This is a genomic window from Marinobacter suaedae, from assembly GCF_030519635.1.
Taxonomy (GTDB): domain Bacteria; phylum Pseudomonadota; class Gammaproteobacteria; order Pseudomonadales; family Oleiphilaceae; genus Marinobacter; species Marinobacter suaedae.
Window position 1 is genome coordinate 947932 of the sequence record NZ_JAUMIS010000001.1, and the last position, 18253, is coordinate 966184.

The 18253-nt window shown below is 59.4% G+C and carries 13 protein-coding genes; 4 read left to right on the forward strand and 9 right to left on the reverse strand.

The features are described from left to right. Nucleotides 1-5 precede the first annotated feature (5 nt). From QVZ43_RS04375 to QVZ43_RS04390, 4 genes are read right to left on the reverse strand one after another with little or no spacing between them, the layout of a single operon-like run. Nucleotides 6-872, reverse strand: coding sequence for a tetratricopeptide repeat protein (locus QVZ43_RS04375; RefSeq protein ID WP_302909012.1), 867 nt, complete (start codon nucleotides 870-872; stop codon nucleotides 6-8). Beyond that, on the reverse strand, nucleotides 853-3699 hold the full coding sequence (locus QVZ43_RS04380; RefSeq protein WP_302909013.1) for a tetratricopeptide repeat protein: 2847 nt from the start codon (nucleotides 3697-3699) through the stop codon (nucleotides 853-855). Before QVZ43_RS04380 ends, QVZ43_RS04375 begins: the two co-directional genes overlap by 20 nt. After that, nucleotides 3689-5461: a tetratricopeptide repeat protein gene (locus QVZ43_RS04385; protein ID WP_302909014.1), complete on the reverse strand. Its 1773-nt coding sequence runs from the start codon at nucleotides 5459-5461 to the stop codon at nucleotides 3689-3691. Before QVZ43_RS04385 ends, QVZ43_RS04380 begins: the two co-directional genes overlap by 11 nt. Continuing rightward, on the reverse strand, nucleotides 5462-6097 hold the full coding sequence (locus QVZ43_RS04390; RefSeq protein ID WP_302909015.1) for an AraC family transcriptional regulator: 636 nt from the start codon (nucleotides 6095-6097) through the stop codon (nucleotides 5462-5464). Nucleotides 6098-6537: 440 nt separating this feature from the next. Between QVZ43_RS04390 and QVZ43_RS04395 the strand changes: the two genes are divergently transcribed. Further along, nucleotides 6538-7314: an SH3 domain-containing protein gene (locus tag QVZ43_RS04395; protein ID WP_223794600.1), complete on the forward strand. Its 777-nt coding sequence runs from the start codon at nucleotides 6538-6540 to the stop codon at nucleotides 7312-7314. After that, a complete protein-coding gene (locus tag QVZ43_RS04400; protein ID WP_223794601.1) occupies nucleotides 7284-7985 on the forward strand; it encodes an outer membrane beta-barrel domain-containing protein in 702 nt (233 codons plus the stop codon). The genes QVZ43_RS04395 and QVZ43_RS04400 overlap by 31 nt, the downstream gene beginning before the upstream one ends. A gap of 26 nt (nucleotides 7986-8011) precedes the next feature. On the opposite strand, the gene QVZ43_RS04405 is transcribed toward QVZ43_RS04400, so the two are convergent. From QVZ43_RS04405 to mqo, 5 genes are all read right to left on the reverse strand, one after another. Further along, nucleotides 8012-8893 carry a hypothetical protein gene (locus tag QVZ43_RS04405; RefSeq protein WP_302909016.1) on the reverse strand — a complete coding sequence of 294 codons (882 nt, stop codon included), beginning with the start codon at nucleotides 8891-8893 and terminating at the stop codon, nucleotides 8012-8014. Nucleotides 8894-8937: 44 nt separating this feature from the next. Then, nucleotides 8938-10611: an acetolactate synthase large subunit gene (locus QVZ43_RS04410; RefSeq protein ID WP_302909017.1), complete on the reverse strand. Its 1674-nt coding sequence runs from the start codon at nucleotides 10609-10611 to the stop codon at nucleotides 8938-8940. Nucleotides 10612-10727: 116 nt separating this feature from the next. Next, nucleotides 10728-12752: a hypothetical protein gene (locus tag QVZ43_RS04415; protein ID WP_302909018.1), complete on the reverse strand. Its 2025-nt coding sequence runs from the start codon at nucleotides 12750-12752 to the stop codon at nucleotides 10728-10730. Between the two features lie 53 nt (nucleotides 12753-12805). After that, nucleotides 12806-14038 carry an ATP-grasp domain-containing protein gene (locus QVZ43_RS04420; RefSeq protein ID WP_302909019.1) on the reverse strand — a complete coding sequence of 411 codons (1233 nt, stop codon included), beginning with the start codon at nucleotides 14036-14038 and terminating at the stop codon, nucleotides 12806-12808. A gap of 156 nt (nucleotides 14039-14194) precedes the next feature. Next, nucleotides 14195-15676, reverse strand: a complete 1482-nt coding sequence (gene mqo / locus QVZ43_RS04425) for a malate dehydrogenase (quinone) (protein ID WP_302909020.1) — start codon at nucleotides 15674-15676, stop codon at nucleotides 14195-14197. A 323-nt stretch (nucleotides 15677-15999) separates the two neighbouring features. Here mqo and nhaD point away from each other — a divergent pair, with 323 nt between their 5' ends. Together nhaD and QVZ43_RS04435 are read left to right on the forward strand one after the other, a co-directional pair. Continuing rightward, nucleotides 16000-17250 carry a sodium:proton antiporter NhaD gene (nhaD, locus tag QVZ43_RS04430; protein ID WP_302909021.1) on the forward strand — a complete coding sequence of 417 codons (1251 nt, stop codon included), beginning with the start codon at nucleotides 16000-16002 and terminating at the stop codon, nucleotides 17248-17250. Nucleotides 17251-17259: 9 nt separating this feature from the next. Further along, nucleotides 17260-18240, forward strand: a complete 981-nt coding sequence (locus QVZ43_RS04435) for a calcium/sodium antiporter (protein ID WP_302909022.1) — start codon at nucleotides 17260-17262, stop codon at nucleotides 18238-18240. The last annotated feature ends 13 nt before the right edge of the window (nucleotides 18241-18253 follow it).

Consider the following 18253-nt stretch of genomic DNA (forward strand, 5'->3'; position numbering starts at 1 on the left):
CTCTCCTACCCTTTCTCTTCCACAGGTTCTTCATTGGGTGCCGCATCCGCTGCGACCGGTTCGCCATCACTGCCTTCGGCGGCCGGTTCCTGCTTGGGCGGCGGAATATCGATGAAGCTGGTTTCAATGCCCGTGCGGCGACGAATCTCGATCAGCCAGTCCGCCACCTGCGGGTGGTCTCCCTTCACCAGGAACTCGTAGGCCTCGAAGTGCGGCTGAGCATTCACCGGCTGGTTCATGTACAGGTCGTACAGAATCGCCAGGTTCAGGTGCGCCTCGGGAAAATCCTTCCACAGTTTCAACGCCGACACGTAGGTGTCCCGCGATGCCTCGAAGTCGCCGTTGCGACGCTGGAGCAAGGCCAGCGACAGATAGGCGTTGACGTTCTCCGGGTTCACCTCGATCGCCGTGCGGTAGGACTTCTCCGCCCGCTCCAGGCGTTCGCCAATTTCCGCCAACTCACCCAGCTTGACCCAGGGGCCAGACAACTCCGGGTAATCCCGGGTGATGGCTTCGAAGGCCTTGCGAGCCATGCGGTTCTGTTCCTCCGCCATCAGCTTGCTGGCCGCCTGGAACCGGGCCACCGCTTCCGGTGCTACCGGAACGGACGCCTGGATGTAGGGGTTGGGTTCCGATTCATAGTCAATTTTGTTGCCGGCCACGTCATAGGCCTGCCGCGGCAGGTACTGGTGGCTGGGAGCCTCGCCCTGAACCTCGGGCACGGCCACCGGGGCGGTTTCCACCACGGTTTTCTCCGGCGCTTCCTGGGTCGGCTTGGGGCCGGTCATGGTGCCGAGCCCAGCACAACCGGACAGCAGGATCACCGACATGAGTGCGCCTGTGCGCAAGGGCTTAACGAATACCATCGCCATACGCCACCTGTACTTCTTGCTTGTCGAATCGAGCAGGATTCAGCTTGGCCATGGCGCCAAAGCTCCGCTCGATCCAGGGATTGAATTGCCCGCCCCAGGAGCGGTCGATGTTGGCCTGGTGGACCTCGATCGCCAGATCCTCGAAGGGGATCGCCTGCTCTTCCAGGATCAGCTCGTACTGCATGGCTTCCAGCTCGCTCAGACCCTTGGGCCGCGGCGCGTCCATCAACTCCCGGGCAAACTGGCCGTAGAGATCCGCAATATTGAACGTCGCCCGGCTGGTCTGCCCCTGTACCGCGTATTCGGCAGCCTTGTTGTAACGGTCCAGCGCGTTCTTCAGCTTTTCGTTCTTGCGCGGAATGCTTTTCTGCAGGGGATGACGCAGGCGAACCCGGTCAAACTCGATGCGCCAGTAGTCGCCGTACTCGTTGTTGGCCCAGGCCGCCAGCCACGCGGAGCGGCCAGTTTGCCAGTCTTCCGGTGCCTTGTTGTGGCCATCGATGACCCGGCGCAGCCAGTACAGATGACGATTCAGGTCATCCATGCGCTTATACAGGTAGGCCACGTGATAGCGGGCTTCCATTCGGGTATCGAACGGCTCTTCGTAGTCGAAGGCCCATTTCTTGAAGTACGCCAGCGCCTGCTCGTCTTCGCCGGACTTCTCGTACAGTTCGGCCGACAGGAACAGGGCATCGCGACGGATATCTGCTCGCTTGTCGTTGCGATAGATCCATTCGTATTCACGGGCCGCGTTCAGCCACTGCTCATCCTGTTCGTAGGCCCAGGCAATCTTGTTGGGCAGATCGGTTGCCAGCTTGTGGTTCGGGAACAGCTTGCGCAGCTCCTTCATTTCAGCCAGCGCCGGGTCCCAGTTTTCCAGGGTCAGCAGGTGGGTGGCGGCATCGAACTGGGCAATCACCCGAACCTCAGTGTTCGGCGCCACCGCCTTGATTCGAAGGAACTCGTCGACGGCACCGGCCATGTCGCCGGCCGCCAGTTTCTGCTCGCCCTGCTTGTAGATGGTGACCGCCATGCGCTCGGTGACTTCGGCGTATTGCTTGTCCGTGGTGTCGATGTAGCGCAACTGGTTGCGGTAACCATCCTCGGCCTCGGCCAGGCGACCCAGCTCGTACTGGCTGTGGGCAATCACCCCCCAGGCGGTGCGGTTCAGCTCGCGGTCCACATCGCCGGCACGGCTGACAATGGAGGTGGCCACTTCCAGGGCCTTCTCGTAACGACCGAGGGCGAAGAGTTCTTCCGAGGTCTTGGCCAGCACCGAACCGGAACGCTCGTCATCCCGGTAGGTCTGGACGAACTGCAACTGGCTGTCGACGCCCTTGCTGCGCCACTGGCGAAGCTGCTCGGAACTCTCGCCCACCGTCGCTTTCAGGCGATCCGCCTCTCTCTGGTAGGCGATGATGGCCGCGTAGCCGGCGTCGGGGCCGTACTTGGGATGCTTGAACTCGTAAGCACTGCGCTCGTAATGGGTGATGGCCGTCGGGTAGTCTTCCCCGTCGAAGGCGGCTTCGGCCCGCATGTAGACCATTTCCGGGATGCGCGGATCGTTCGGGAAGGTCTGCTCGTACTCGCCATAGAACTCCGACGCTTTCAGGAAGCTGGTGCGCTTTTCACCCTCGGCAGCTACACTCTTGGCCGCCGCTATCGCACCGTCCGCCAGCTCACGCTTCAGACGCTGACCGGTCGCGTGGTAATGGCGCGCCAGTTCGTCGATGTAGATCTTGAGATTGGGAATGACCTTGGCCTTCACGTCCGCCGGCTTGGTGTTCCAGAACTCGGAACGGATGCCGTAGTTGCGCACGTAGCTCTCTTTTTCCGGCAGCACCTGCTGGTTGAACTCGCCGTCCACGTAGGCACGGATCATGTCCGCATGCATTTCCGGCGCCCGTTCGGAATCCGGGTTTTGCATAACAAAGGCGCGGAACGACTGGGCGGAATCTTCATACCGCTCTTTTTCCAGGTAGTGCTTACCCAGGCTGGAATACAGGATCCAGGTGTACTTGGCCGCCTCCGGACGATTGGCGAACATGCTGTCGATCTTCGCCGCACCACCGGCGTAGGCCAGCCCCACGCTCATGATCCGCAGGGTGTCATCCACCAGCGAGCGGTTCACGTTATCCAGTTTCTCCACCTTGCCGTCTTCCGGCACCAGCCGGTCCAGCACCTTGGAGAAGTTCATCAGGCTGTTGTCGTAGTCCGACAATTTGTACTGCGCCCAGCCCAGCAGGTAGTAGGAGTTGTTCAGGAACGTGGACTCCTGCCCCAGCGCGACCACCGCCTTGTAGGCTTTTTCCGCCTGCTCGTACTCTTCATGACGGAAGTGGATATCCCCTTTTCGGAAGTACACTTCGGCCAGCCGGCCGGAATGGGGATGATCCTCGATGAACTGTTCCAGAACCGTCTTGGCTTCCTGGTCCCGGCCATCCAGGTCGTAGGCCTTGGCCAGCTGGTACATGGCTTCCGCGTTCTGCCTGGAATCCGGGTAGCGCTTGAGGAGTTCGTTGTACGCGGCAATCGCGTCCGGGAAATAACCGTTCTCGCCCGGCAGCACACCCAGCAGCTGGTTGTAGTCGCCCTCGAGCATGTACACACTGGCAATGCGGCGCTCAATCAGCTCACGGAGCTTCTGGTCCTCGATGGTTTTCAGAAGGTCCCGGTATTCTTCGCGCACGTCTTCGTGCATCACCCGTGGCAGGGGAATATCCGCCAGCGGTTCATAGTCCTTCTGCAGCTTGCCGATGGTGGTGCCGTCGTTAAAGCTTGCGCAGCCGCCCACCAGAAGACTCAGGAGAAGTACCTTAGATCGCATGGTCACCCTCCTCTTCGGACTGGGCAGACACGGCAGGCTCAGCATCGGTATCGTCGCTTTCCGCCGGGCCATCCAGGTACTGCAGGGAGCGGTCCAGAATACGCACCTTGGCCAACTGCGCCTCCACCTGGTATTGCTTCAGGCGCTCTTCGTGGATATCCAGCTCGGTGCCCACCAGGTTCAGCATCACATCCTCAAGGTGGGCAATCAGGCCATCGGTCTGAGTCATCTGCTCATCCACCTGGGACATCATGCGGCTGACCGCCATGCTGAACTGGTCACCTTCTGACACTGAATGGGCGCTGCGGAGGGCTTCCAGCATCTGCTCACCGCGGGCGATATCAAACGCCAGGTCTTCCATCTGCCACTGCAGTTTTTCCTTCGCCACCTCTGGCTGGCCGCTGACCCGGCTGGCCAGGTTCTGGTAGCTCTGGCGGGCCTCTTCCAGATAACGGGTCAGACGGGCCACACCCTGCTTATGGCTTTCGCCGTCGAGGCTGCCGTCACGGGCGGCCAGAATCACTTCGAAGTCGTCACGACGTTCCTGCCAGCGCTCCAGATTGTTGCGAATGGCGTACAGGTCCCGGAGGTCCTTCAGGACGGACTGGAAGGCGTGGTCTGACATCAGATCCACCAGAAAGGGCGACAGATGGTTCACCGACACCGACGGCGCGGAACCAAACCAGTCGCTCTCGCCCAGTACCTGATCCAGATTGCGGACGAACAGCTCCAGCACGTCCGCCCCCTTCAGGGAAGTACGGGCTTTTTGCAGCCATTCGAGAGCATCGCGGAACTTCTGATCGGCGTCGATGAAACCCTGGGCTGCGCGACCATTCAGGCCCATCTGCTCATAGACGTGAGGCTGGAGCAGAATGGCTTCCTGCACTTCCGGCAGGGCGATGGAACGGTCGGTCAGCACATCCAGAGGGCCCAGCGCATCCCGGAACGCACCGTCGTTAATGGCCATCCAGCTGGCGCCCAGCAGGCCCCGGTTGGAGTAGGCGCCACTGGTGCTGATCAGCGACAGCTGCAGACTGGCATTGGCCTGGTCATTCTGACCGGCGTACAGGTAGGACAGCGCCATGCGCGCCCGGTCTGACAGGCGACGCAGCTCTTCCGTGTCATCGTTCAGTTCGATGACCTTTTCAAGCGCCGAGATCGCACGCCCGGTTTCCTGCTGGCCGCCATAGGCAATCGCCAGGTTGAAGTAAAAGTAAGGCGCAAAGGGGCTGTCATCGTCGATGGTATCGGCGACCGATTCACCCGCCGAGAAGTAACCCAGCTTCACGTTTACCAGCGCGGCCAGGTAACGATACTCATCGTCCACGGCAGCCGGCAGACCACCCTGGACGCGCGCCAGGTTACGGGCCGCATCGTCCACATCGCCACGCAGGTACTGCATCTTGCCCAGGTAGAACCAGGCCCGGTTACGGGTTTCTTCGTCCAGGTTCTCGCGGGCGACACGGTTAAAAATGTTTTCAGCCTGGGAGTCCAGGCCGTAGGACAGGCTGATCCCGCCCTTCAGCAATTCCGGGTAGGTACCGTGGTTGACGATGCCACCGTGCTCTTCGGCCCAGGCGTATTCCACCAGCGCCTCGAAATAGTTCTGCTGGTAGAACTCAAACAGGATGGCGCCGTATTTCAGGTCCTGCACACTGGTCACCGGCGCAGCCACACTGGCCGGCAGGCACATGGAACCAATCACGATGCCGGCAATGGCTTGCCTGAAGGACTGTTGAGCGGCGCGCACTAGCTTCATCACTTACCACTCCCGAATGGCAAATTCAGGCTGCTGACGGGCCTCGGAGTCGGCGATGCTCAACTCCACGTACTTCGGCCCCTGCCCTTTGGTGAAACGCAGGCTGCTGCCACGCTTGTATTCGCGACCATTCGGACCCTGCCCGATGAAGAACGCAGACAGCGTATGCTCCCCGGCACTGACGTTACCCAGGTGCAAACGGTGCATGCCGCCCTTGGCCAGCGCGGTACGCTCTTCTTCGCTGTAAAGGTAGGAGGCCACGGTTTCGTTATTCAGGCGCAATTCCACACCTTCAAGACGGAAAAACTCGCCCACGTCCAAAGACAGGAACACGTGAAACCGGGTATTGGCCGGGAACAGCAGATCTTCCTCAAGCACGCGGAGATCCTTGTTCAGGGTCACCACAGACTGCTTCAGATCCTGAATTTCCCGCGACAGGTCATTAACGGCACGCTGGGCGCGCTCGCGGCTCTCGCGCACGGACATCGGCGTTTCCAGAATCTGTTCAAGCGGTGCAGCCGGCTTGGCCGCCTGCTCACCGTCCACGACGGACGATTCGGCCTCACTGGCGCTTGCCTGGCCACCCAACAAGGTACACAGGGCCAGCGCCAGGAGCGCGATCAACCCGCTTTTAGTCATTTTTTTCGGTCTGCTCGCAGACCCCTGCATTTGTAAACTCACCATCCTGCTCCCATGACAGCCCGCGTCCGGGCGGCACCGGTCAATAGCATTGAATATTCCGGGAAATAACCTTTGAGATACCGATTCTGCCCAGGGACTCTTGCGGTCCGACTTCTTCTTTGAGCCATCGACTTTGTTGGAATCGTTTCATTCGTAAAATTCTGCAAAATACGCTATCACATCTTCCTTGACGCTAAGGAGACATATTTCGCGTCAATTTTTCATTCTGTGACTGTCTTCCCGAAACGCAGAGTCCTCTATTGCCGAACGCCTGCCCAATCGCCACAGTTCCGACCCATATCTCACTTTTGTTAGCAAAAACATGTGTTTACAATTATTAACATTTGATTACCTTCAGCACTGAAGCCAGCTTCGACATTATGAAAGCAATCACAGACATGACTCTTAGGCTGACGCCTGTCCGGACATTTTCCCGTCATCTTCTCGTCGGGCTGATGCTGGCCACCCCCGTTGCCCCGGTCACGGCACAAACCGGGTTTGAAAACGAGGCCGCCGTGCTGGAAGTGGTGGATCCGTTTATCGAGCTGCACACCGCGCCCGGCCGGGGCTACCCGGTGTTCCACGTGATCGAGAAGGGTGAACAGGTTGAGCTGATCAAGCGCAAAACGAACTGGTACAAGGTTCGCTCTGCGGAAGGCGAAGAAGGCTGGACCAAGGCCGCCCAGCTGGGCCGTACCCTGCAGCCGACGGGACTGCCCGCCGACCTGCCCGAGGTCAGCCACGGCGAGTATCTGGAATCGAGCTGGCGGGTGGGCTTCACCACCGGCCTGTTTGAGGAATCCACCAGTTTCAGTTTGACCGTTGGTTACCGCCCACTGACCTGGGTTGGTGCGGAACTGGAAGCCGGCAAGATCTACAACCGGTCGGTGACCAGTGATTATTACAGCGCCAACCTGATCTTCGAGCCCATGAATCAGTGGGACATCACGCCCTACGCGGTAACCGGCATCTCCACATTTTCCTTCGATGCGCGGCAGAAAGTCCTGCTGAGCGATCTGGGTGATGCCGATGGGTTCAACGTTGGCGGCGGCCTCAGTTACTACATTGGCCGGAACTTCCTCGTACGTGCCGAGTACCGCATGTATTCGGTTTCATCAAATTCAGAAAGCACAGGTTTAAGTGAATGGAAATTCGGTCTGAACACGTTTTTCTAAGTGCCAGCCTGACGGCCCGCTCCGCGACCTCCGCCCTGCTCCTGGCAGGCGCCCTCGCCGCGCCGCAGCTGGCCACGGCACAGGACGCTGATGACAGCGCCAAACCCGCACCGGTCCAGGTCATCGCGCCGGAAGTGGAGCCTCGCAGCATTCGCGAAGCGGATATCGACGCAGAGTTTTTCGAGGTCGGCGCCTTTGCCGGCATGATGACCATCGACAACTTCAGCTCCGAACCGCTTGTGGGCGTGAGCGCGGCATTCCATGCCACGGAAGACTTCTTCCTGCAGTTCAATTACGGCTTCACCGAAGCGGGACTGACGTCCTTCGAGGAGCTGAGCGGTGCGGATGTCCGCCTGCTGACGGACGATGACCGGGAATACAGCTATTACGACTTCCTGGTGGGGTACAACATCTTCCCGGGCGAGGTGTTCTTCAGTGATTCGCTGACGTTCAACTCAGCGTTCTACCTGGTCGGCGGGGTTGGGAATACCGAGTTCGGTGGCGAAAGCAATTTCACCACCACCCTCGGCACCGGTTTCCGTGTGGTCCTGCTCGACTGGCTGACCGTGCACGTGGACTTCCGGGACCACATGTTCAAGAGCGACCTGATTCGTGAGTCGCAACTGACTCACAACATCGAACTGTCCTCCGGGTTCACCCTGTTCTTCTGAGCAGGTGAACCCGAAACGGGTATATCCTAACTACCCGCCTGTGTGCGCTGGCGCAGATCCACGAAAAACGAATCGGTTTCGGCCCGGATCTCTGTCAGCGCCTCATTCCAGTCTTCCCGATAGCGCTCAAAGGTTTCTTCGCTCAGGCGACTGAAGCGCTCGCCGGTGCGGGCCATTGCCCGACTGGCTTCGGCCAGGGAATCCATGGACGGATCATCCAGGGACTCGCTGTTGCCCTCCAGGTCCACTGCGGCTTCCTCAAGCAGGACCTTGTCGTCCCGCGGCATCTGGTCGTTATCTTCCAGTGCCTCGTTGATGGAGTCGGCCAGGTCTTCCATTGCGTTCTGCAGACTCTCACCGAAGTCTTCCATGGCTTCCTCGGCCTGCTGTTCAAGATCCCGGGTGTAGGCTTCAAACTCGGAGGCAAACTCATTCATGCTGGCCTCCAGATCGTTGGAGGACGAGGCAAAGCTGGCCTCCAGCTTGTCCCGGAGCTTGCCGAGCTCGCCCATCAGCTGCCCGAATGGCGACGGATTCATTATCGCCTCACGGGTGCGCCTGTAATCCACCTGCCAGCCCTCCTGCTGACGGACCAGGTAGGTCACCAGCTCCTGGGGATCAGCGTCCGGACCATCTTCAGACGGCAGGCGCGTCACGATCGTGGCCTCGACATCGTCGATCACCACCCGACCGAACGCCGGCGCCACGTCCGTCCAGTCCCGGTCAAAACCATCAAAGTCCTTGGTTTTATCCAATGTCGACAGCTCCGCCATCGAATCCACGTCGTTTTCAGCCACTGACTGCCAGAAGGCTTCGGCCACTTCCTGCGGCGTTTCCGGCCCACTGCAACCAGCAGTGACAACAAGCACGAGTGAAACAGCCAGACTCCGAAGCAGAGCAATTCCCATGATAACAATCCTCACATCTTTCGTTCGGGCGCATCATACCCTGCCTAGAGACGGCATGTCAGGCTTGGCAATTCCTCGTCAAACACCCGGCGGTTCTCGCGGTAGTCCACGGGCACTTCCAGTAACCGGACACCGCCGGCACTCAACGCGGCCCGCAACCGGGGCAACAGGTCTTCGGCCCGCTCTACGCGCTCGCCCGAGGCTCCATATGACCGGGCATAGGCGACGAAATCCGGATTGCCGTAATCCAGCCCAAAGGTTTCGAACCCCTCCTGGGCCTGTTTCCACTTGATCATGCCGTAGGCGCTGTCGTTGATGATCAGCACCACCAGGTTCAGCCCAAGGCGCACCGCCGTTTCCATTTCCTGGCTGTTCATCATGAACCCGCCATCGCCACAGACAGCCACCACCCGGCGATCCGGATACAGCATGGCCGCCATCATGGCGCTGGGCAGCCCGGCACCCATAGACGCCAGGGCGTTATCCAGCAGCACCGTGTTGTTATCATAGGCTGGGTAATTGCGGGCGAACCACAGCTTGTACATGCCGTTGTCCAGGGCAATGATGCCGTCCTCCGGCACGGCCTGCCGCACATCGCTGACAATGCGTTGTGGCAACAGCGGGAAACTGTCGTCGCCGGCCTTGTCCATCAAATGCTCGTCCACGGCCGACTTGACCCTCATAAGCCGGCTGAAGTCGTGCCCGCCACAACGACCACAATGTTCGGCCAGATATTCGACACTGTTGGCGATGTCGCCCACGACCTCGTGCTGGGGAAAGTACACCGCATCGACATTGGCGCCGGAGAAATTAACGTGAATAACCTTCTTGCCGCCGGGGTGCATGAAAAACGGGGGTTTCTCGACCAGGTCATGCCCCACGTTGATCACCAGATCGGCCTCGTCGATGGCACAGTGCACGAAGTCCCCTGAGGACAGCGCCGCATTCCCCAGATAGCGGGGGTGGCGCTCATCGATGACGCCCTTGCCCATCTGGGTGGTAAAAAACGGGATGTCGGTGGAGTTCACCAGATGCAGCAGCGCCCGGGAGACCCGCTTCCGATTGGCACCGGCACCGATCATGATCAACGGGTGGCGGGCTTCGCGCAGCATATCGCAGGCGATATCCAGGCTCTTGGTACTGGCGGTCGGCCGGCGGGCGTCACTGGCGGCAAAGATATGGTTGTCGTCATGGGGACGTTCGGCGGCGATATCCTCGGGCAGCTCCAGGTGCACGGCCCCGGGCCGCTCTTCCGCTGCCAGACGGAAGGCTTCACGAACTTTGGCGGGAATGGTGTTGGCGTTGCTGATCTGACGGGTGTATTTGGTGAGCGGTCGCATCAAATCCACCACATCCAGGATCTGGAACAACCCCTGTTTTGACGATTTGATTGGCTTTTGCCCGGTCACCATCATCATCGGCATCCCACCCAACTGCGCATAGGCGGCAGCCGTCACCAGGTTGGTGGCGCCGGGACCGAGCGTCGACAGACAGACGCCCACCTTACCGGTCAGCCGACCGTAGGTGGCCGCCATGAACCCCGCAGCCTGCTCGTGGCGATTGAGGATCAGCTGAATATCAGACGTGCGCAGGGCTTCGAGCAGGGCGAGGTTCTCTTCACCCGGAACCGCAAAAATGTACTCGACGCCCTCGGTTTCCAACGCCCGGACAAACAGCCTCGCCCCATCGGATTCCGAGATTGTGCGTTCGCTCTCCATGGCTCCCTCCCATCAACGGTGTATCGCCGGTCAGGCAGCATGGCCTGGCCGGCATTGGCTTATCCAAGTGTACGCCAGCACGGCGGTTTGGATGCCCCGGACACCGGATGGAAGCGCTACGAGCCCCTGGGTGGTTCTGCCTGCAATTCCTCCGACGGCAACCGGTCAGCACCCCAGGTGCGGTAGACCCGACCGACGACCCGCTGCAGTTCCTCGTCGGTAACATTGGCGGGCTCCCCCCGTTCCAGGGGATCGTAATGGAAGATGTACAGGCGGGAAGTGAATTGCTCGAAAGGTAACGACGATTCACCGAAGTGCTCGCCATGGCCAGCCGTGCTCACCTCGACATCGTTACCCCAGTGCTGGCCGCTGTCGTTGTTGGGGTTGAAGAAATACACCCGCATCTCGCCTTCAGGGTCCAGCGCTACGCGGAGGATAGTGATCGCATGCCAGCCGACAAACCGGGCCGCCCGGTCGGTCACGGCAACGCCCGCTGGCTGCGGATGCACCAGCGGCTGATTGCCGTTGTAGAACGGATGATAGCTGGCGTAGAAATGCCGGATAAAACCTTCCAGGTCATGCAGTTTTCCGGTCGCCACATCCACGTTGATGGCAAAGCCCCGGCCGGAAGCCCAGCCGTGGAATTCGGGATTCACCCACTGGTGGGGATCGCCTTGCCGATCCGCCACCATCCGACCCATTTCGGCATAGATCCGGTCCAGGTGGGGAACCACAATCAATGAAACGGGGTCCAGATCCAGGGTCACTTCCGAGGCCACGCCACCCAGGCTGTGGGCCGAGGAGACCGGGCGACCTTCGAAATGAATGATGACCTCGTTGTCGCGGGCCGCCCAGGCCACCATCTGCAACAGGTAGTCCGGGTCGTTGTAGGCCCACATGGACAGCGCCCGGGCCGACTGGCAGGTCGGGTTGTTTCCCTGCCCCACCCCCAGGGGCTGACCGAGCATGTTCAGCACGCCCTGAATCAACCAGACGCTGGGCGCTGGCTGATAACCAAAGGCCAGTTGCAGACGCTCCTTGGCAGGTTCGCACAAGGTCAGATTGAGCTGACGCCACAATCCCGGCGCCACCGGTGGCTGGTACAAAATGCCCCGCTCCAGCATCAGGGCGAGCCCGTAAATGCCCTGGGCGGTTTCCGGGAAGACCCCGTCCCGGATCAGCGCGTACACCAGTTCCTGATAGCAGATCAGGCAGTCCTTGCCGGTACTGGAAAGGCCCAGCGCCTCCGGTAGCACCGAGGTCTGGTGCTCCAGGGCAAAACGCAAAAAGGTGGCGTGATAAGGCGACACCAGGCCTGTGTCGTGCATGGATCGGGCAAAGCCGGTGGCCTCGTTCTGTAAGGCCTGGGCATCCAGGGTGGCCAGCCGCTGCTCGTAGACAACGGTGCCCGGATCTTCACTGCTGGCACGGGTTGGCCCGTACAGGCTGGAGATCAGCCGATCGGCGCCTCGTCCCGCACCACCCAGATCTACGTCTGGATCTGCCCGACAAAGGGCTATCTGGGTAATCATCCGGCGAACATCCTCCACCTGAATCGGCCGTTGCTGGAGAATCCGCCAGATTTCTTCAATCAAACTATCGAGCACGTGCTCATAGCCGATGTGCTCGGCCAGGTACTGGACCGCGGACTGGCTCACGACAGCCAGCCGCCCTTGCTTGCGCTCGGCCTCGCCCATCAGCCCAAAGAGAAGTCCCAGGTTAACCGCCAGCACCTGAGTCAGGTGATGACGTGCCTGCTCTGCAGAGACGGTGGGATGCAGGTAAAGCTCCCGGGCAATCGCCAGAAAGCGCAGCTCACTGATGACTTCGATGACCACTGTATCGGCGTTGGTACTGCCGAGTGACTGCGGGGTCAGTGAGGGCAACAGAATTTTGGGGTTCGCCCAGTCCGTGCCCTGATAAAGACCGGCATTTTCCAGGCGCTCAGAGCGTTCTTCAATGATCCGGCAGCCATCGGGCTGGAGCAGAACCCGGCGAGCGATATCAAGCAGGCGAGGAAGCTTGCCCGCTTTGGCAAACGGCCGACTCTGTTCCAGCGATTCAATCGCGTCGTCCAGCCGTTGTACCAGTTTATCGAGGTTGACCGCTGGCGATTCACCAGCGGAATGATGATCACTCAAATCTATTCCTCAGTCCGTGCGGCAACCTCACAAACGGTTGCCGCGCTCGCTGATTATACATAGAAATCGAGTTCTTCCTGATGCTTCAGCAAATCCCGCATCACATAGGGATCATCGCCGAAGAAATACACCAGTCCCCAATGCGTACCGAAAGCGGTTCGCTTGGTAACGGTTTCTTCCATCGGTGGCGTCAGCTCGTGGGACTCGAAATAGTCGTGATTTTCGGTTTCTTCCGGCATTTCGAGGCGGCTGACCACACGACGGCGTGGATACACACCGAAGCAGCCAGCATAACCCTTGGCATCTTCCACTTCTTTCGGGAAGAAGGCTTTGACTTCTTCCTCGGTGGTCTTCGGATCAAAGCACATGATCATGGCCTGGTAGGCGTTGAAGCCGTAGGCACGCTCAAGCAGCTCGAACACCTTGAACCCAGGCGGGCGATAGGCCACCTCACCGAAGTACATGGTGCCGTCGCTGGTGACGAAGTACTCCGGGTGAATCAGGCCAAAGTCGATATCAAAGGTCTTGATCAGCTTTTCGATCTCGCCCCGGATCTGTTCCCGGTACTTTTCGAGGTCCGGAGTGGCTGGCACGAACACGGAATAACCCAGCGTGACGTACTCCGAAATGTTCAGGAAGGCAATCTTGCCATTGTGAATCCAGGCCTCGACGGCAAATTCCCAGCCATCCAGGTGGGATTCCATCAGAACCGGAAATTCCTCCTCGGGGATGCTGTCGATTTCATCCGGCGTACGGATGACCCGGTGGCCGAGACAACCGGCCTTGTCGAAGGCCTTCAGGTGAATCGGATCGTTCGGGTCGCCATCCAGCTTGAGCAGGGTCTGGTTAACCCGCTTGAGGAAGCGAATCACGTCGTCCTTGTCGTGTGCCTCTTCGAAGATACCCACACGGATGCCCCCTAGCTGGGCCCGCCGCTTCATCAGCGCCTTGTCCCGCAGCAGCATGGCCTGGCCGAACAGGCGGGGCTTGTCCATCAGCACCGAGTTAATGGCCCCGGCCCACTCGACGGTTTCTTCGAACAGGGGAATGGCAACATCCACACCCATATCCTGGAGGGTCTGAGCGATTTCCACGGAGCGGTCGTTCAGACGCTCGAAATTCCAAGGCACATAGGGAATGTCGTGTTCTTTGCAGTATGCCTCAGCCCAATCCGGGGCGACCACTACGTAACGGCGGTCAAACTTGTCGGCCGCCTCAACCGCGTTGAGACTCCATCCCAGCAGTGCCACATACCCCTTTTCGGGGTTGTACTCGTGCTCACTCATTAGCTCCCTCCTTTGCTATTTGCTGTACTACAACCGTAACTCCTTGTTAGTAAATAGCAAACCCGAGACTCCCCAGAAAAAGAAAAAGCACCGGGACCACCGGCCGTCAGGCCAGAGTTCACGGTGCTTTCGCGACTGTTAGATCGATTGGGAATATCAGACCAGTTTCAGGGTAGACAGGGTCCGCTCCCTGACTTTAGTCAACAGTGGCTCATCATCCACCAGCGACTCGCCGTAGGAAGGCACCAGGGTTTTCATCCGCTGCTGCCACTCGGGCGACTTGATCTTTTCCGGGAAGCAACGTTCCAGCACATCGATCATTGCGTTGGCCGCTGTTGAGGCGCCTGGAGATGCACCCAGCAGCGCCGCCAGAGTACCGTCTTTGGCCGCCACGATTTCGGTACCGAACTCCAGCTTGCCCCGGCCGTCTTCATCCTGCTTGATGATCTGCACGCGCTGGCCCGCCATTTTCAGTTCCCAGTCGTCTTCGCTGGCGTCGGGGAAGAAGTTGCGCAGGGAGGCCACACGATCACTGTGGGACTGAAACACTTCGCCGATCAGGTACCGTGTCAGATCCATGTTGTTCTTGCTTACCGACAACATCGGGCGCAGGTTCGCCGCCCGTACCGACCCAAACAGGTCAAACATCGAACCCTGTTTCAGGAATCGGGTGGTGAAACCGGCAAACGGGCCGAACAACAAGGCTGGCTCGCCGTTGATGATGCGGGTATCCAGATGCGGCACCGACATGGGCGGAGCCCCGATGGGGGCTTTGCCGTACACCTTGGAGTCGTGCTGTTTCACGATGTCTGGTTTCTGGCACACCAGCCACTGACCACTGACCGGGAAACCACCATAGCCGCGAGCCTCTTTGATGCCGGACTTCTGCAGCAACGGCAGCGCACCACCGCCAGCCCCCAGAAACACAAACCCGGCTTCCAGCTTGGTCAGCTCACCGGTCTTCTGATTGCGCACACGGACTTTCCAGCGTCCGTTGTCCCGCTGATCCAGATAATGAACCGGACTGCTCAGCATCAGTTCGAAATTGGGCTGGCTCTGCAGATAGTCCACCATGCTGCGGGTCAGGGAACCGAAATCCACATCCGCGCCATACTCTACACGGGTGGCCGCAATCGGCTCTCCGGCCTGACGGTTTTTTACCACCAGTGGCATCCACTCGCCCAGCTCGTCGAGGGATTCGGTGTACTTCATGTCCCGGAACAGGTGATGCTTGCTCAGGCGCTCGAAACGGCGCTTGAGGAACTTAACCCCATCCTCGCCCCAGACAAAGCTCTGGTGAGGCGTGCGGTTAATAAACTTGTTTGGCTCGGGCAGCATGCCCTGCTCAACCAGGTACGACCAGAACTGGAGCGACACTTCGAACTGCGCGTTGATCTTCAGTGCACGATCGATGGCCACGTCGCCATCGCCGGTTTCCGGCGTGTAGTTCAGTTCGCAGTAGCCGGCGTGCCCGGTGCCTGCGTTGTTCCAGCCATCGGTGCTTTCATGGGCAACGTGGTCGAGACGCTCCACCATGACGATGTCCAGAGAGGGATCAAGCTGTCTAAGCATCATGCCGAGGGTGGCGCTCATGACACCACCACCGACCAGCACTACGTCTGCCTGTCTAGCGGCCATTGGTTTATACCCTAGCTTGTAATGAGCCTGTCGTGCTCCCCCACGATCAGCAGGGAAGCCTGTTGGAAGCCGGTCTTATGCGAGGTAAAAGCGCGGCCGTTTGCTTCCTGTTTTATACGCGGGCGCAATTATCCTGATTTTCGCTGCAAGAATAAAATGTGATTCGCGAACCCGTGCTTCACCAGTCCAATCTGGCCCTTGAATCAGCAGTCGGGTGGTACGCACACTGGTTTAGTGTGGGTCACGGCGCTACACTTCGCCCGCGTTCGCGTGCGGCCCGACAGCGACCGCCCATTAAGAATTCCGGACTGGATACTCGCCCGATGCCTGCATTTGAAATCGTGTTGATCGCCCTGGCGGTCCTGGCGCTACTTGGCGTCATATTTGAAGAAAAGCTTCATATCAACAAAGCCAAGGTCACACTATTTTTCGGCACACTGAGCTGGATCCTGTTGTTCAGCGCCAGTGACAGCGCTCTGGAAACGGATGCCATTGCCGCCGGACTCTCGGAAAGTATTGCCGAAATTGCCGGGCTCTGGCTGTTCCTGGTCGCCGCAATGACTTTTGTGGCCTACCTGAACAAGAAAGGCATGATCGAGAATCTGGTGTATCTGATCATGCCCGGCCAGGTTAGCGAGCGAAAACTCCTGTTCCTGACGGGGCTGTTTTGCTTCCTGTTTTCTTCTCTTGCCGACAACATCACCGCCACGCTCGTCTCGTGCACACTGATCCTGTCTCTGGACCTACCTCGCAAGAAACGCCTGCAGTTCACCACCCTGGTGGTGTTTGCCGTGAACTCCGGTGGCGTTGCCTTGATTACCGGCGATGTAACGACGCTGATGATTTTCCTGGCCGACAAGGTCGAAATCCTCACCTTGCTGACCCTGTCCCTGCCGGCGGCCATAACGGTTTTCCTGCTCGCCATATTCCTGTCCCGCGGGCTGGATGGCACCGTTACTCTGAAAGCCCACAAAACCCAGATCCGCCCCGTTGATGCCACCATCAGCGCCCTGTTCCTGTTGACGATTCTGGGCACCATTGCCGGCAATGCGCTGCTGGGCATTCCGCCGGTACTCACGTTCCTGTTTGGACTGTCGGTGATGTTCCTGGTGTCCCGCTTCATGAGCGACGATTCGGATCTGGACCCAATTCTGGAATACATCCGTATCATCGAGTTTGAAACGTTGCTGTTTTTCCTTGGCATCCTGCTACTGGTGGGCATGCTCAAGGAGATTCATGCGCTGAACTCGTTCGTCGCGATCTATGATGTACTACCGCCCCTGTATGCCAACTACCTGATGGGCATTTTCTCGGCGGTGATTGATAACGTGCCACTGACTGCAGCGCTGCTGAAGGCCGGCATTACCATGACCCCGGGTGAATGGATGGGGCTCACCTACGCCGTTGGTGTGGGCGGCTCGCTACTGATCATCGGCTCAGCCGCCGGTATTGTGGCCATGAGCAAAATCCCGGGGCTGACCTTCGGTGCCTACATGCGGTATCTTGCCCACCTTCTAGCGGCCTACACACTGGGGTACGCCGGGGTTTTCATGCTGGGAAAATTCATTCACTGAGGTCTTTCTATGTTAATGGCGATTGCCGCGGTTGCTTCCGGGCTGGTTCTGCTGGTCTGGAGCGCAGACAAATTCGTCGATGGGGCCGCCGCGACGGCCAAGCACCTGGGCATGCCTGCCCTGCTGATCGGGATGGTAATCATTGGTTTCGGCACTTCGGCCCCGGAACTGGCGGTATCGGCCATGGCCGCCGCCGATGGCAATCCGGGCCTGGCCCTAGGTAACGGCTATGGTTCCAATATCACCAACATTGCCCTGATTGTGGGCCTGACCGCTGTGATCGCGCCCATTGCCGTGCATTCCCAGGTGATCCGCAAGGAACTGCCGCTGCTGGTGGTACTGACCCTCATTGCCGGCGCACAGCTGATCGATGGTGAATTGTCTCGCCTGGATGGCTGGGTGCTGCTTGCGGTGTTTGCGGCAGTCATGGGCTGGTCGATTTTTCAGGGCCTGCGCAACAAGGCTGACCCAATGACCGGTGCGGGCGACGACGCCGAGGTCCCGGCCATGTCCATGAACAGCGCCATCGTGTGGCTGTTGATTGGCCTGGTTCTGCTGGTCGTCAGTTCCCGCCTGCTGGTCTGGGGCGCCGTGACGATTGCTCAGACGCTGGGCGTCAGTGATCTGATCATTGGCCTGACCATCGTGGCGATCGGCACCTCGCTGCCGGAACTCGCCTCGGCGATCGCCGCGGTACGCAAGAACGAGCACGACCTGATTCTCGGCAACATCCTCGGTTCCGGCATTTTCAACACCCTGGCCGTGGTTGGTCTGGCAGCGGCTATTGAGCCCCTGCAGGTAGACCCGGAAGTGCTTTATCGAGACTGGACGCTGATGTTGGCGCTGACCGTTGGCTTGCTATTGATGGGCTACGGCCTGATCAGCGGCAAGAAGGCCATCAGCCGGCCCAATGGCGCCATCCTTTTGCTGGTCTACGTGGCTTATACAGGCTACCTGCTCTCCACCGTGGTATCCGCCGCAACGGCGTAACCCACTACCAGGC

What these genes read in the sequence shown, in the direction of transcription:
- QVZ43_RS04375 (WP_302909012.1), bottom strand. Translation starts at nt 872, where the DNA reads ATGGCGATGGTATTCGTTAAGCCCTTGCGCACAGGCGCACTCATGTCG.
- QVZ43_RS04380 (WP_302909013.1), bottom strand. Translation starts at nt 3,699, where the DNA reads ATGCGATCTAAGGTACTTCTCCTGAGTCTTCTGGTGGGCGGCTGCGCA.
- QVZ43_RS04390 (WP_302909015.1), bottom strand. Translation starts at nt 6,097, where the DNA reads ATGACTAAAAGCGGGTTGATCGCGCTCCTGGCGCTGGCCCTGTGTACC.
- QVZ43_RS04395 (WP_223794600.1), top strand. Translation starts at nt 6,538, where the DNA reads ATGACTCTTAGGCTGACGCCTGTCCGGACATTTTCCCGTCATCTTCTC.
- QVZ43_RS04400 (WP_223794601.1), top strand. Translation starts at nt 7,284, where the DNA reads ATGGAAATTCGGTCTGAACACGTTTTTCTAAGTGCCAGCCTGACGGCC.
- QVZ43_RS04405 (WP_302909016.1), bottom strand. Translation starts at nt 8,893, where the DNA reads ATGGGAATTGCTCTGCTTCGGAGTCTGGCTGTTTCACTCGTGCTTGTT.
- QVZ43_RS04410 (WP_302909017.1), bottom strand. Translation starts at nt 10,611, where the DNA reads ATGGAGAGCGAACGCACAATCTCGGAATCCGATGGGGCGAGGCTGTTT.
- QVZ43_RS04420 (WP_302909019.1), bottom strand. Translation starts at nt 14,038, where the DNA reads ATGAGTGAGCACGAGTACAACCCCGAAAAGGGGTATGTGGCACTGCTG.
- mqo (WP_302909020.1), bottom strand. Translation starts at nt 15,676, where the DNA reads ATGGCCGCTAGACAGGCAGACGTAGTGCTGGTCGGTGGTGGTGTCATG.
- nhaD (WP_302909021.1), top strand. Translation starts at nt 16,000, where the DNA reads ATGCCTGCATTTGAAATCGTGTTGATCGCCCTGGCGGTCCTGGCGCTA.
- QVZ43_RS04435 (WP_302909022.1), top strand. Translation starts at nt 17,260, where the DNA reads ATGTTAATGGCGATTGCCGCGGTTGCTTCCGGGCTGGTTCTGCTGGTC.